Below are 13,961 nucleotides of genomic sequence, written 5' to 3'. Positions count from 1 at the left end.
GTCGGGAAGTCTTGAGGATAAACAGATGAAGCGCGGTTTAACACTCCGTGGCCGGGCTTCTGGCCCCGCGAGCGCTTCAGGTGTCCGGATTGGATGAACGCTTGGCCTCAGGGGTTGCGGCAAATAACCGATCGGCGATTTGCCGGCCCCGTTCCAAGCCTTCCTGCGTCAGCCAAATGGACTTGTTTTTGTTCACCGGATTACTGATAAAACCTTGCTCGTGAAGCCGGTTCATTATTTGAAAGTCGTGGCCTTTCCATGAGTTGCCGTTATCAAAGCTGAAGGTGGTCAGCAGGGCAAGTACGGCTTCCTCAATCAGTTTTTCGTCGTATTCCATAATGGGTACTCCGCTTGGATTACACAGACCCTGTCGAGCCTCGGGGCCTTGCGGTTCAAGAATGCATGCAGTCACGTGCTTGAGCGATTGCAAAAGCTTTTTTAGCCGACTTGCCGACACCTATCAATAACCCTCAAGTTTTTAACAAAGGTTTACACCGGTCACTGCGTCTATTCGGTATGTTTTTCAGTGACTTACACAGCTTGGTAGAACGTCGATGCAGTTCCTTGAACACCCACTGGACCCGCAGCTCATCAACATCCGCCGGCTGTTTCCAAGCCCATTGGCCAGCATTCAGTTTCCCGACGCGAAAAGGCTGAATACTGAGCTCAAGGCCCAGATTGCCCAGCGCATGGCAGACGACGTTTACGGCACGCAGCGCAGCAATGCCGGAGGTTGGCAGTCGGCCGGTGATTTTGCGCAGTGGGGCGGGGAGGCCTGTGAAGCCCTGGTGAGGTTTGCCACGCAGTTCGCCACCCAAATGACCGTCGTGCACAGCGAGCAATATGGGTTCATCGAGCCCGGCTTCGAGTGGAAGGTGAACGCCTGGGTCAACGTGAATGAGGCGGGCCACAGCAATGCACTTCACGGCCACCCTGGGGCGTTTTGGTCCGGTGTTTATTGGGTCGATGCCGGTGGCCGCGAGGATGACCCGGCGGTGGGCGGCGACCTGGAGTTCCTGGACCCGCGCGGCATGGTGGCTTCGACCTATAACCCGGCCCTGCGCATGCGAGTAGAAGACTGCCTGACTGCTGGGTTCAGCAGCACCTGCGCCGCCGCCACGGGCACATTCGTGATGTTTCCGTCGTGGTTGATGCATTCGGTACGCCGCTTTGAAGGCACACGGCCGCGAATCTCCATTGCCTTCAATTTTGGTGCCTGAACGCTCAAGTCAGCGATGCAACACTCCACACCGCTAACTCATACCCATCCGGATCGGTGAAGTGGAACCGGCTGCCACCGGGAAACGAAAATGTCTGGCGGGTTATCACCGCACCCAGCTGTTGAAGCCGCTGCTGCACACTGTCCAAGTTATCTGCGTACTTTTCATTCACCGATAGGGCCTTTGTGATTAGGCAATATCTCTGAACACTGCATCCAGCCAAGGTGTGCTTATCTTTGTCGAGGGGCACTCTAGAATGGCGGCGTACTTCTCCCAATTAAAGGAATGTTGTCATGCCTAATCATTCAATCAACGGCAAGGTTGCACTGATCGCGGGTGGTGCGAAGAACCTCGGAGGGTTGATCGCCCGCGATCTGGCCAAGCATGGCGCCAAGGCTGTGGTCGTGCACTACAACAGCGCCTCTAGCCAGGCTGACGCGAACGCAACCGTTGCCGCAATCGAGGCGCTAGGCGCGAAGGCTGTCGCTTTGCAAGCGGACTTGACCACGGCGGGGGCGATGGAAAAACTCTTCAATGATGCCGTCGCGGCAGTTGGCAGGCCGGACATCGCGATCAATACCGTGGGCAAGGTGCTGAAAAAGCCAATGGCTGAAATCACGGAGGCGGAGTACGACGAGATGATGGCCGTCAATTCCAAGACTGCGTTCTTTTTTATCAAGGAAGCCGGCAAGCACCTCAATGACAATGGCAAGATCTGCACTATCGTCACTTCATTGCTGGGCGCTTTCACCCCCTTCTACGCGGCGTATGCCGGCAGCAAGGCGCCGGTAGAGCAATTCACGCGGGCGGCGGCGAAGGAGCTGGGCGTTCGGGGGATTTCGGTCACGGCAGTAGGGCCGGGTCCCATGGACACGCCGTTCTTCTACCCGGCCGAAGGTGAGGATGCGGTCAGTTACCACAAGACGGCTGCTGCGCTGTCGCCGTTCTCGCGCACGGGCCTGACAGATATCGAGGATGTGGTCCCGTTCATCCGTAACCTGGTCAGTGACGGGTGGTGGGTGACGGGCCAGACAATTTTGATCAATGGCGGCTACACCACCAAGTAAACGGTTAACGCGCTGGCGCAGACGTGGTGAGCGCCGATCGATCCGTGCCCCCCGAGCATTGAGAGCCCATGGATAGAATCGAACAGTACCGCGTCTTCGTTCAGGTCGCAGAGCTTGGCAGTTTTATACAAGCGGCACGGCTGATGAGGCTGCCACGCGCGAGCGTGTCGGCCGCCATTCAACAGCTGGAGGCCAATGCCGGCACTCGACTGCTGCACCGGACAACCCGCAAGGTCTCCCTGACCGCCGATGGCACCCAGTTACTGCTGAAGGCGCGCCAGGTCTTGCTGGACATCGATGATATCGACCAACTGTTTAACCGCCATCAGGAACAGGTCATGGGCCGTCTGGAAGTGGACGTGCCCAGCCGCATAGCGCGGCGCCTGGTGATGCCTGCGTTGGGCGAGTTTCTCCGCCGCTACCCTGGGCTCCAACTCGGCCTGGGCTCCACCGATCGCGCCATTGATCTGGTACAGGAAGGCGTGGACTGTGTCATTCGTTTTGGCACCCCGCAGAACAGCAGCCTGGTGGTGAAACCGTTGGGCAAGGTGTTGCTGGTCAATTGCGCGAGCCCCGCCTACTTGGCGGAATTCGGGGTGCCCACACAGCCTTGCGATCTGCAAAACCGGCATGTCTGTATCGGCTACAGCACGAGCGCAGGCGGTCAGGAAACGGCGTGGGAATATTGCGTCGATGGCACCGCGCAGGCTGTCATGATGCCGAGCCGCGTGGTGGTCAACAATGCCGAAAGCTATATTGCAGGATGCTGTGCAGGGCTTGGCTTGATTCAGGTGCCGTTGTTCGATGTTCAGCATTTATTGGACAGCGGCGAATTGGTTGAGGTGATGACGGCCTATCGGCCGGCCCCCATGTGCGTTTCAGCCCTGTACCCGACTCGCCGCCAACGCTCTCGTCGCCTTGGCGCGTTCATCGATTGGTTTGCCGCTTTGATGGCTCCGCATCTGGAACCTTGATGCACTCCAGCGGTATATCCACCTATTCTCTTTGACTCGCCGTGTTTCGGATTGGGTTCAAGGATGAAACCTGCGCCCCAACGCATCCAGCCGCACCGCGATCGGTGGCAGGCGTTCGCTGCTGCGGGCGAGTGTCTCGACGTCGTCGGCGGTGTTCTGGGCGATGCTTTGCACCGACTGCAAGCGCTCGACGATCTCCAGGTTGGCCGAGGTCTGCTCGCGGGTGGTGGTGACGATGTGGCCGTTGAGTTGGTCGATGTGCGCGATGTCCTCGCCCACCGCCCGTAGCATGTCCACCGCCTCTTGGCTGTCTGCCACGCAGCGCTCTACGCCTTCGCGGCTGGCGTGCATGGCTTCGACGGCTTGGCGGCTGCCGTGTTGCAGGCCCTCGATGATGCTCTTGATTTCCTGGGTGGAGAGGGCGGTGCGCTGGGCCAGGCTGCGCACTTCATCGGCAACCACGGCAAAGCCACGGCCTTGCTCGCCGGCGCGGGCGGCCTCGATGGCGGCGTTGAGGGCCAGCAGGTTGGTCTGGTTGGCGATGCTGCTGATCACGTCCAGCACCGAGCCGATTTGCTCTGCCTGCACCGCCAGGGATTCCACGGTCGACTCCGTGCCGTTGATACGCGAAGCCAGTTGGCTGATTTCATGCTGGGCGCGGCCGACGCTTTCCTGGCCGCGCACAATCTGCTGGCTGGCCTGGCCTGCATGTTCCACTGCCTGTTCGACCTGCACCGTAATGTGGCCCATGGCGTCTTCCATGCGCTGCATCGAACCGGTCATTTCGCCGATCTGCGCCAGTTGATGCCGTGCGCCTTTTTCCAGGGTGCCGCTGGCGCTGGCCAGTTCCTGGCCGAGCTGGCCCAGGCCATGGGAGTCGCGAGCGACGCCGTCGATCAGGTGGGTGAGTTGCTGCAGGAAGTGGTCGAAACGCTTGGCGAGGGATACGTGGGCCTTGCCTTCACCTTGGGCGGTTTCCACGGTGAACTGCGAGGTAACGGCGAGCATCTTCTCAAGCATTTCCTGGCTCTCCACCGCTTCGGCCTGGCTATGGACGGCCAGGTAGAGCAGGGCGACGGTCTCCATCACCACATAGAAGGCGTGAACGAACACCATGGTCCAGCCGCCGTGATGCTCCATCACAAACACCGGCAAGCCCTGGTGTTGCAAGGCATGGAACACCACGTGATGCACCGCGATGGTCAGTGCCGCCACCAGGATCGGCAGCCAGTCACGGTAGAAGGTCAGCACCGCCAACAGCGCGAAAATACCGAAGTGGGATTCGATCACCCCGTGTGCCTGGTTGATGTGCAACGCCGCCATCACCATCAAGCCGGCGCCCAGTGCACAGCGCATCACCCGGGTGCCGCCAATGACGCGATACAGCGCCGTGAGCACCACGCCGGTGCCGCCACCGACGATCACGGCCTGCATGAGGGTGTCGTGCCAGAACGCCAGGCCGAGGGAGAACAGGCACATCAGCCAGATCAATGCCAGCATGATGCGGTCGGCCTTGCGATAGTGCTCGAGAAAACGGACGGGCATTCACTCTTACTCCATGAGAGGGGGCGTCGAGGTCAAGCAAGCACGCGGTGTGCCATACAGGCGCGCCGCTGTGGAGTGAAGCAGATGTTCAGGATTGTTGCCGGTTACCCACGCGTTATCGGCACGCGGGCGCGGGACTTTAAGAACGGCTGCCCGAGCGGGCAGCCGAGGTGGGCATGAGGCTCAGAAACTGTACTTGGCAGTCAACATCATGTTGCGGGGGCTGCCATAGGAGTCGCCGCCATAAGTCACTGAGTTGGAGATGGACTGGTAGTAGTGGCGATCAAAGATGTTGTTGGCGTTGAGTTGCAAATCCAGGTGCTGATTGACCCGGTAGCCTGCCATCAAGTCAGTGACGGCGTAGCCGCCTTGCTGGAGCCGGTAGTTGCTGCCATCCGCTAGCTTGATGTCGTTGTACATGCGGCTCTGCCAGGAGATATTACCGCCGACGCGGAGTTTTTCCAGCGGGCCCTGGAAGTTATAGCGGGTGGTCACTTTGAACAGATGTTCCGGGATGTCGGTATCGAACTGCTTGTTGACCTTCTGCGGGTTGGCGTCGTCCTTGATGGTGTGAGTGCGCGCATAGGTATAGCCGCCGCCGACCTGCCAGTTTTCGGTCAAGGCGCCTTGCAGTTCGAGGTCGATACCCTGGCTGCGGATTTCGCCCGAGGCCTCGGCACAGGACGCCTGCGGGCAGTTGGGCACCACCACGGCCACGGCGCGGTTTTCCTGGTCGACACGGAACAGCGCTACGCTGGCATTCAACGTGCCACCGAAGTATTCGCCTTTGACGCCCACCTCATAATTTTTACCGACGATGGGTTTGAGCGGAGTGCCGGCTGTGCTCTTGTCTTTTTGCGGCGTGAAGATGTCGCTGTAACTCACATAAACCGAATGCTGGTCGTCCAGATCGTAGATCAGGCCGGCGTAGCGGGTGAGGTTGCGGGTGACCTTGTAGTCGCCAGCGGCATCACGGTTGTCGTAGTCGTACCAGTCCAGGCGAGCGCCGAGGATCAGCTTCAGCGGGTCGGCCAGGCTCAGGCGGCTGGTCAGGTAGAAACCGTCCTGGGTGGTGACTTCGCGAACGTTGTTGGTGCGGGTGAAGTTCGGTTTGCCCGCATTGATCGGCCAGTTGAGGTCGTACGGGCTGTAGTTGTGGGTGGTCATGTCGTAGATGCGCTTGCTGGCGCCCACCACCAGTTCATGGGTGCGGCCGAACGCCTCGAACGGGCCGCTGGCAAAGGCGTCGAGCCCGGCCTGGTTTTCATCGTAGGTGGCCTGGTACACCGTGCGGGCCAGGGTGTCGATTGGTAGGAGCCGGAGAACAAGGCGTTCTGTTCGGCGTAGTTGGCGTTGACCTGCAGGCTCCAGTCGTTGGCCAGGCGCTGGCGCAGCTCTGCGAACACGGTGTTGATTTCCTGGTCCTTGTTTTCCCAGTCGGTGCCTGGGTTGTAAGAGCGCGACAGGCCCAGGTGGCGTCCATCCAGGCCGACCATCGAAGCGCCCCAGAAGTAGTTGGTCTTGTCCTTCTGGTTCGAGTAACCGAGGGTCAGGGTGGTGTCTTCGCTCAGGTCGGCTTCGGTGACGGCATAGAAAAGGCCATGATCCTGCTCGGCCTTGTCGATAAAACTGTTGGCATCGCGGTAAGAGGTGACGACACGGCCGCGCCAGGTGCCACTGTCATTGAGTGGGCTGGAGGCGTCGAACTCGCCACGGTAGTCGTCCCAGCTGCCGACGGCGCCGGTGAGCGTGACTTTCTGCTCATCCAGTGGCCGCTTGCGGATCAGGTTGATGGCGGCCGAAGGGTTGCCTGCGCCGGTCACCAGGCCGGTAGCGCCGCGCACCACTTCGACGCGGTCGAACATCGCCAGGTTCGGCTGGGCGCCTACCGACGCACCGTTGTAGCCGCTGGGAATACCGTCATACATGAGGTTGTCGATATCGAAACCGCGTGCGGTAAAGCCTTGTCGCCCAGGGCCGTTGGAGTAATTGAGGAACAGCCCCGGCGTGGCGTTGACCACGTCGTTGATGCTGGTCATGGCCTGGTCATCCATGCGCTGGCGCGTGATCACGGTGACGGCCTGCGGGGTTTCGCGCAAGGTCAGCGGCAGTTTGGTCGCGGTCTTCATCGAGCCGGTGGTGTACGACTCGCTGCCTTCGGTGGTTGCGCCAAGCTGTTGGCCCGAAACCTCGGTAGCGCCCAGCTCGATGGTGGCCGGTGCGTCGGCGGCAATGGCCGCATTGGAGGTTGCTAAAGCGATAGTGATTGCCATCAGACTGGGTGTAAAAACGTTGCCGCCGCGTTGTTGCACAAACATGAAAGTAGGGCTCCCCAAGTGCCTTCCGTGGCGAATAGTAAATCTGTTGATAATTATTCGCATCAGTTTGGCAGATTGAGTCTGTAGGGAAAAGCCCAACGTTTGTAGGAGCGCGATTGCTCGCGAAAGACGCGCAAGCGCCGCGTTAATTCAGTAAGCCCGCGTTATCGTTGAGGTTTTTCGCGAGCAAGCTCGCTCCTACAGGGTGGTGGTCAGGTGAACAGGATTTCGTAGGGCTCGCGCATGCGCTCCAGCAATATCTGCGCGAGCATCGGTGGTAAGCCGATCTGCGGGTCACCCACCAATTGGCTGGCGTAGGCGTGGGCGGCGTGCAGCTTGCGCGCGACGGTCCAGGTATCCAGGCGGACCTTGCGTGCACGCTGCCAGGGCATTACCGCGCTTTCCCGGGCCGGCCAATGCCAAGCCCAGATCGGCAGTTCATACAGTTGGGCACCTACCAGGCTGCACGCCCTGGCACTCGCGCGGCCGACGGCATCGTGGTCGTCATTGCCGTCGTTGCGCCAGGTGGTAAACACCACGTCGCCGGGTTGCAGGTAGCGCGCGATGAATTGGCTCATCGGCGATTCACGGGCGGCCAGGGCGTCGTCACAAAATCCGCCACGAATCCATTTCAGGCTGTGCAAGGGCATGCCCAGTCGGCGCAGGGCCTCGGCGCTTTCCTGGGGGCGCACCACGCTCAAACGGCTGGCCGGCCATACTTGAGAGCCGGGATGGCTGGCGCTGCCGTCGGTGATGGAGATCAATTGCAGCGGATGCTCGTGGGTGCTGAGCAGTTGCAGCAAACCGCCGCACGCCAGCACTTCATCGCCAGGATGGGGTGCGATTACCACGACGCGAGCGCCGGGCGGTACCAGGGTGTTCAGGGAGATGATGGGGGTTTGCGCCAACTGCGGCGCAGTGTTCCAGATTTGCGCGGGGCCGCGACGGCCTTCGCTTAAGGAGGCAGGCTTCATGGGGTGTCACATCCTTGTCGGTTGATACCGGGTCGTGCTCCGTTGACGGAACGACGCTCTTGTCTTCACCGCAGGCTCCGCTGAGGTGAGTGCGTGGCATGCCAATACTGGAATGCTGTGCGAGGCGTTAGGAGCATAGACAGGCATGGGTATCTGCACAACTTTGATGCGATGTTTGCTGGGCTGACGTCATCGCAGGCAAGCCAGCTCCCACAGAGGGTCTATGTTGCCCACAAAATCTGCGCCTGGCATGGATCCCTGCGGGAGCTGGCTTGCCTGCGATTTTGTTTTTACCCAGCCCGCATCAAGCTCTTCAAGTAATCACCGAACCCACCCTCAGCCCGGCAATCCAGTCGCGCACTGGTCACCACTTGCGGCGCATGGCTCCAGGCAATGGAGGCACCGCAACGCTCCAATTCACGTACCAGTTGTACATCCTCGTGGCATTCCAGCGGTTCAAACCCACCGGCCTCTACGTAGGCGCGGGCACTCACGCCCAGGTTGGCACCGTGGATATGCCGATGCCCGTCGTGGGCCTGGTAGGCCTGCTGATAGCGAATCTGCGCGGCCGGGTCGAAGCCTTCGCTCCAGGCGTCCACGGTGACTGTGCCGCACACCGCGTCGCAACCTTGGGCCAGTTGGGCCACCAACCAGTCAGGGGCGACACGGCTGTCGGCGTCGGTGCAGGAAATCCACCGCGCGCCTTGCTCCAGCAAGTACCCTGCACCCACGCCGCGGGCGTGCCCGACGTTGCGGGCCTGCACGTGCAGGCAATGCACCTCGTGGGCCTGGGCAATCGCCGCGCTGGCATCGCTGCAACTGTCGAGTACTACCAGAATCTGTACCGCTTCACCCAGCAAGCCCGGGTGGTTGGCGGCGATCCGCGCAGCTCTCAGGCAATCATCCAATAGGGCTTCTTCGTTATGTGCCGGGATCAGAATACCGATCATCGTAAACCCTCGTGGCGAGCGACCGAGGTGCCATCGAGGCTCCACAGGTTGAGCAGGAAATCCGGGTCCTGGTACTGCACCAATGGTGCTACACCCAGACGCTGTTGGAGCACGGCGTGCACCTGTTCGGCGGTTTGCGGGCAACCGTCAATGGGCACTCGCCAATGACAGGCAAGAATTTGCCCGTCCGCGGTCAAGGCGGCGAGGGCGCAATCGATCAGACGATTAAAATCATCGACATCAAGGTAATAACAAAGCTCACTCAATACGATCAGTTCGAATTGCCCGCCGGGCCATTGTTCTGGCAGGCGACGCTGCTCCACGCGGGCATGAGGAAAATGCTCCAGCCGCGCCTGTGCCAGACGCATCGCAGCGGTGGCGGTGTCGCAACACAGCAGGCGGTCGCAACGCGGCGCCAGCTCGGCACTCAGTTCGCCGTTGGCACAACCCGGCTCGAATATCGACGCATAGCGCAGCCGCGTCAGCACGGCCAAGGTCAGGGCGCGCTTGCGTTGTTCGTACCAGCGCTGACGAAAAGCCCAAGGGTCGTCATTGCCGGCAAACAACTGGTCGAAGTAGGGGGTTGCCACACTCATACGAACACCATCTCAAAAGGTTGCAGCAAGCGCTCCACCACATAGGGCGCCAGCACCGGTGGCAGGCCGATTTGCGGGTCGCCCTCCAATTGGCTGGCAAAGGCGTGGATCGCATGGCGTTTGCGCGCCACTTGCTCGGCGGTCAGCGGGATCTTGCGCGCCCGATGCCAGGGCACCTTGTGGTCTCCGGCAGTGGCCCAGTGCCAGGTCCATACCGGCAGTTCACACAACACTGCGCCGACGGCCTTGGCTGCCTTGGCGCTGGCGCGGCCCACGGCCTCATGGTCGCAATGCCCATCCTCGCACCACGTGGCGAACACCACATCGTTAGGCTTGAGGTGGCGCTGGATAAATTCGCAGAGCTGGGTTTCGCGCTCGGCCACATGGCTGTCGGCAAACCCGCCGCGCAGCCATTTCAAACTGTGCAGCGGCAAGCCAAGGCGATGCAGGGCCTGGGCTGATTCCTGCGGGCGCACTACGCTCAGGCGCTCCACGGGCCAGCGCCGGGAGCCAGGGTGGCTGGCGCTGCCGTCGGTGACGGAGATCAACTGGATGGGGCGATCCAGCGCAGCCAACCCTTGCAGCAAGCCGCCGCTGCCCAGCACTTCATCATCCGGGTGCGGGGCGACGATCACCGCTCGATGCCCTGGCGGCACTAACTGCGCCACGCTGATGTGGGGCAACTCGGCCAATCGTGCGCTGTTTTGCCAGTGGCTCAGCGGTGTGCCCTGGCCAACAATCGGATTGGGCCTCATAGCGCCCAACTCCCTGTGGGCTCGCCGGCGAGCTGTTCGCCGAGGGCGGCCAAGTCGCGTTCGGCATGGCTTTGCCGCACATACACCGGCAAATCCGCCATCAACTGGGCAAAGTGCGGGTCCTTGCAATACGGCCCGGCGCCGACCCCACGGCCCACATGCTGGATCACTTGCTCGACGGTGTCCTCGATACACGCACGCGTCTGTTGCGCCAGTTGCCGCGCATCGGCGCGTGGCTCGCGGTCGATCTGCGCGGCGCTGGCGCGTAACACGCAGGCGGCGCTGTTCAAGGCGCTGTCGACCGCGCCGAGGTGGGCCAGTGCATGAGGCTCCGCACGCTTGGCACATTGGGCACGCAGCACTTCACCCAGGCGTTGTGCCGCGCCGTACCAGCATGCGGCAATGCCGATCCCACCGTGCCAGAAGCCCGGACGGGACAGATAGTCCCCCGGGCCGCCCACGGCAAATCCCCTGGCGGCGCTGAACAGGATGTCGACGCTACCGGTCGCCGCCATGCCCACCGCCTTCCAACCCTCATTCGTCACCGTGATGCCCGGTTGATCCATCGCCACGGCCACCAACTGCTGGCGGTCCTCTTCGTCCCAGGCCGTCAGCAAACCATGGCTGACCACCGCCGCACCGGAACACCAGGCTTTGCGCCCCTCGACGAGCAATTGCTGCCCGTCGCGACGCACGCGCACCTTGGCGGTCGGCGGCTCGGCCGCCCACATGCCCCAGGTGCTGCCCAGCGGCGGCAAGGGACTGTCGAGTTCGGCAATGATCGCCAGCGCATCGGTATGGCCTTCGAACAACTTGCACAGGCGCAGGTCATGCCCGGCCACCTGGGCCAATTGGCTCAGGCGGGCGAGGGTATGGCCGCTGCCCGGCAGCGGCAGTTGATCAAGGCCTTCCTCTTGAAGGGCCCTCAGCGCATTCCCCAGGGCTTGCGTGTCGGCGTAGCCCCGGTAGCCCTGAAGGAAACCGTGCAACGCCATCTCACACCTCGCCTTCGTGCTGCAGTTCAAACAGCAGCAGCGAGCGAGCGGTGACCGCGTACTCATGCTCGAAATCAAAGCGTTCCTGGCCACGCACAGCCGGGTCGTTGGTGTCGAGCAGGCATGTCCAGAACTCGCCCTCCGGCACCGGCGGCAGGCGGAAATTGACCTGATCGTGATGGGCGTTGACCACCAGCAGCAGCGTGGCGTCGGCCCCGGCACGACGAATCCCGGTTTCCTGGGCGCGGCCATCCATCAGCATGCCCAGGCAGCGGCCCTGGCTGTCTTCCCATTGCTCGGTGGTCATTTCGTTGCCATCCGGCGCGAGCCAGGTGACGTCCTTCACGCCGATGTCTTCGTTGTAGTCGCCCACCAGGAAACGCCCGCGCCGCAGGATCGGGTACGCCAGGCGCAGCTTGATCAGGCGCTTGACGAACTTGAGCAGGGCCTTGCCGTCATCGTCCAGGTCCCAGTTGACCCAGCCGATCTCGCTGTCCTGGCAATAGGCATTGTTGTTGCCGTGTTGAGTGCGAGCGAACTCGTCCCCGGCGACGATCATTGGCGTGCCTTGGGCGAGCAGCAAAGTGGCGAAGAAGTTGCGCATCTGGCGCAGGCGCAGCGCGTTGATCTCCGGGTCGTCGGTAGGGCCTTCGACACCGTGGTTCCAGGACAGGTTGTTATTGCTGCCGTCCTGGTTGTTTTCGTCGTTGGCCTCATTGTGTTTGTCGTTGTACGACACCAGGTCGTGCAGGGTGAAGCCGTCGTGGGCGGTGATGAAGTTCACCGAGCTGTACGGCCTGCGCCCGCGGTGGTTGAACATCTCGCCCGAGGCGGTCATGCGCCCGGCGAAATCGGCGAGTTGGCCATCGTCGCCTTTCCAGAACGCACGCACGGTGTCGCGGAAGCGGTCGTTCCATTCCACCCAGCCTGGTGGGAAGTTGCCCACCTGGTAGCCACCGGGGCCGCAGTCCCAGGGTTCGGCGATGAGTTTCAACTGGCGCAGCACCGGGTCCTGGCGGCAAGCCACGAGGAAACTGTGGCGCTCATCGAACCCGTCGCGGTAGCGACCGAGGATGGTCGCCAGGTCGAAGCGGAAGCCGTCCACGTGCATCTCGGTGGCCCAGTAGCGCAGGGAGTCGGTGACCATTTGCAGCACGCACGGGTGGCTCAGATCCAGGGTATTGCCGGTGCCGGAATCGTTGATGTAGAAACGCTTGTCGTCGGGCATCAGCCGGTAGTAGGAGGCGTTGTCGATGCCGCGCATCGACAGGGTCGGGCCGCGCTCGTTGCCTTCGGCAGTGTGGTTGTAGACCACGTCCAGAATCACTTCCAGCTTCTGCTCATGCAGGTGCGCGACCATCTCCTTGAACTCGGCGATCTTGCCGCTGGCCAGGTAGCGCGGGTCAGGGGCGAAGAACGCAATGCTGTTATAGCCCCAATAGTTGGTCATGCCTTTTTCCAGCAGATGCTGGTCGTTGACGAAGGCGTGCACGGGCAACAGCTCGACCGAGGAAATGCCCAACTGACGGATATGCTTGAGCACGTCATCTTCCATCAAACCGGCGCAGGTCCCCCGCACCGACTCGCCGACCGAAGGATGACGCATGCTGATGCCGCGCAGGTGGGTTTCGTAGATGATCGTGCGGTCCCACGGCACTCGTACCGGTTGGTCGTTACCCCAGGTGTGCGCCGGGTCGATGACCTTGCACTTGGGCACGAAGGGCGCACTATCGCGCTCATCGAAACTGAGGTCGTCGTCCGGGTGGCCGATGGTGTAGCCAAACAGCGCTTCGGACCATTTGAGTTCGCCCACCAGTTGCTTGGCGTAGGGGTCGATCAACAGCTTGTTGTGGTTGAAGCGATGACCATTGGCCGGGTCATAGGGGCCGTATACGCGATAACCGTAAATCAGCCCGGGGTGAGCATCGGGCAGGTAGCCATGAAAGATTTCATCGGTGTATTCGGGCAGTTCGATGCGTTCCAGCTCAACCTCGCCGGTATCGTCAAACAGGCACAGCTCCACCTTGGTGGCGTTGGCGGAAAACAGCGCAAAATTCACACCCAGGCCATCCCAGGTGGCGCCGAGGGGGAAGGGCAAACCTTCACGGATCCGCGACGGCTCATGAACCGGCGTCGCTGTGGTGTTGTCGGGTTTGCTCATCGAGTTGCTCCTGCAAGGGGTCTTTTTTTGGGCCGAACGCCGCCGTACTGACGGTGCTTCAGCGCATGGCTTGGACGGAAAAGGGTCTGCAGCGCGCAATGCGTGCTGCAGGCCCGAGAAATCATGGGGCGGGCGGTTTGGACTTCTTCGGGGCGGCGGGTTTCTTCGCCGCAGGTTTGGCGGCGGCAGGCGCAGCAGGTTTGGGCTTTGCCGCAGCCTTGGGCGCGGTTTTCGGCTTGGCGGCCGGTTTAGGCTTGCTCGGCGTCAGCGCCTCGGCTTCCGCCAGCTTGCGCGCCATCTCCCAGTGGCGATCATGGGCGCCATCAGGCTTGCCTTCAGACTCCCAGATCTGATGCGCCAGTTCGCGAATGCGTTTGTCTTCTTTACTCATCACAAACTCCTCACA

12 protein-coding genes and 2 pseudogenes are annotated in these 13,961 nt (G+C 61.6%); 3 read left to right on the top strand and 11 right to left on the bottom strand.

What is annotated here, in order from left to right; genetic code table 11:
* Nucleotides 1-76 precede the first annotated feature (76 nt).
* Nucleotides 77-337 carry a DUF6429 family protein gene (locus GH769_RS11815; protein ID WP_032902436.1) on the bottom strand — a complete coding sequence of 87 codons (261 nt, stop codon included), beginning with the start codon at nt 335-337 and terminating at the stop codon, nt 77-79.
* Nucleotides 338-554: 217 nt separating this feature from the next.
* Between GH769_RS11815 and GH769_RS11810 the strand changes: the two genes are divergently transcribed.
* On the top strand, nt 555-1,220 hold the full coding sequence (locus GH769_RS11810; protein ID WP_032902435.1) for a TIGR02466 family protein: 666 nt from the start codon (nt 555-557) through the stop codon (nt 1,218-1,220).
* 4 nt (nt 1,221-1,224) lie between these two features.
* Here GH769_RS11810 and GH769_RS29095 read toward each other — a convergent pair.
* Nucleotides 1,225-1,380: pseudogene (locus GH769_RS29095) on the bottom strand (VOC family protein); the annotation flags it as partial.
* Between the two features lie 133 nt (nt 1,381-1,513).
* Between GH769_RS29095 and GH769_RS11805 the strand changes: the two are divergent.
* Together GH769_RS11805 and GH769_RS11800 are read left to right on the top strand one after the other, a co-directional pair.
* The gene (locus GH769_RS11805) at nt 1,514-2,287 is read left to right on the top strand and encodes an SDR family oxidoreductase (RefSeq protein ID WP_032902433.1); all 774 of its coding nucleotides are present in this window, start codon (nt 1,514-1,516) and stop codon (nt 2,285-2,287) included.
* Between the two features lie 68 nt (nt 2,288-2,355).
* A complete protein-coding gene (locus GH769_RS11800; protein ID WP_032902431.1) occupies nt 2,356-3,261 on the top strand; it encodes a LysR family transcriptional regulator in 906 nt (301 codons plus the stop codon).
* 57 nt (nt 3,262-3,318) lie between these two features.
* Here GH769_RS11800 and GH769_RS29440 read toward each other — a convergent pair whose 3' ends face one another.
* From GH769_RS29440 to GH769_RS11755, 9 genes and pseudogenes are all read right to left on the bottom strand, one after another.
* The gene (locus GH769_RS29440) at nt 3,319-4,011 is read right to left on the bottom strand and encodes a methyl-accepting chemotaxis protein (RefSeq protein WP_256200705.1); all 693 of its coding nucleotides are present in this window, start codon (nt 4,009-4,011) and stop codon (nt 3,319-3,321) included.
* Nucleotides 4,012-4,989: 978 nt separating this feature from the next.
* A pseudogene (locus GH769_RS11790) lies at nt 4,990-7,124 on the bottom strand (TonB-dependent siderophore receptor).
* A gap of 212 nt (nt 7,125-7,336) precedes the next feature.
* Nucleotides 7,337-8,098 (bottom strand): PIG-L deacetylase family protein, encoded by a 762-nt coding sequence (locus GH769_RS11785; protein ID WP_014718615.1) that lies wholly within the window; start codon nt 8,096-8,098, stop codon nt 7,337-7,339.
* Between the two features lie 290 nt (nt 8,099-8,388).
* A complete protein-coding gene (locus GH769_RS11780; RefSeq protein WP_014718614.1) occupies nt 8,389-9,048 on the bottom strand; it encodes a glycosyltransferase family 2 protein in 660 nt (219 codons plus the stop codon).
* Nucleotides 9,045-9,644 carry an SAM-dependent methyltransferase gene (locus GH769_RS11775; protein WP_032902426.1) on the bottom strand — a complete coding sequence of 200 codons (600 nt, stop codon included), beginning with the start codon at nt 9,642-9,644 and terminating at the stop codon, nt 9,045-9,047. Before GH769_RS11775 ends, GH769_RS11780 begins: the two co-directional genes overlap by 4 nt.
* The gene (locus tag GH769_RS11770; protein ID WP_153649767.1) at nt 9,641-10,399 is read right to left on the bottom strand and encodes a PIG-L deacetylase family protein; all 759 of its coding nucleotides are present in this window, start codon (nt 10,397-10,399) and stop codon (nt 9,641-9,643) included. The genes GH769_RS11775 and GH769_RS11770 overlap by 4 nt, the downstream gene beginning before the upstream one ends.
* Complete coding sequence (locus tag GH769_RS11765; RefSeq protein WP_032902423.1) at nt 10,396-11,394, bottom strand: acyl-CoA dehydrogenase family protein; 999 nt, start codon at nt 11,392-11,394, stop codon at nt 10,396-10,398. Before GH769_RS11765 ends, GH769_RS11770 begins: the two co-directional genes overlap by 4 nt.
* A gap of 1 nt (nt 11,395) precedes the next feature.
* On the bottom strand, nt 11,396-13,555 hold the full coding sequence (gene glgX / locus GH769_RS11760; RefSeq protein WP_014718610.1) for a glycogen debranching protein GlgX: 2,160 nt from the start codon (nt 13,553-13,555) through the stop codon (nt 11,396-11,398).
* Nucleotides 13,556-13,676: 121 nt separating this feature from the next.
* Nucleotides 13,677-13,946 carry a DUF2934 domain-containing protein gene (locus GH769_RS11755; RefSeq protein ID WP_032902422.1) on the bottom strand — a complete coding sequence of 90 codons (270 nt, stop codon included), beginning with the start codon at nt 13,944-13,946 and terminating at the stop codon, nt 13,677-13,679.
* Between the last annotated feature and the right edge of the window lie 15 nt (nt 13,947-13,961).

The sequence above is a fragment of the Pseudomonas sp. CFSAN084952 genome (genome assembly GCF_009648855.1).
In the GTDB taxonomy this organism is placed as follows: domain Bacteria; phylum Pseudomonadota; class Gammaproteobacteria; order Pseudomonadales; family Pseudomonadaceae; genus Aquipseudomonas; species Aquipseudomonas paracarnis.
Note: the sequence above shows the minus strand (reverse complement) of the source record. Positions and strands in the feature narration are given on the sequence as shown.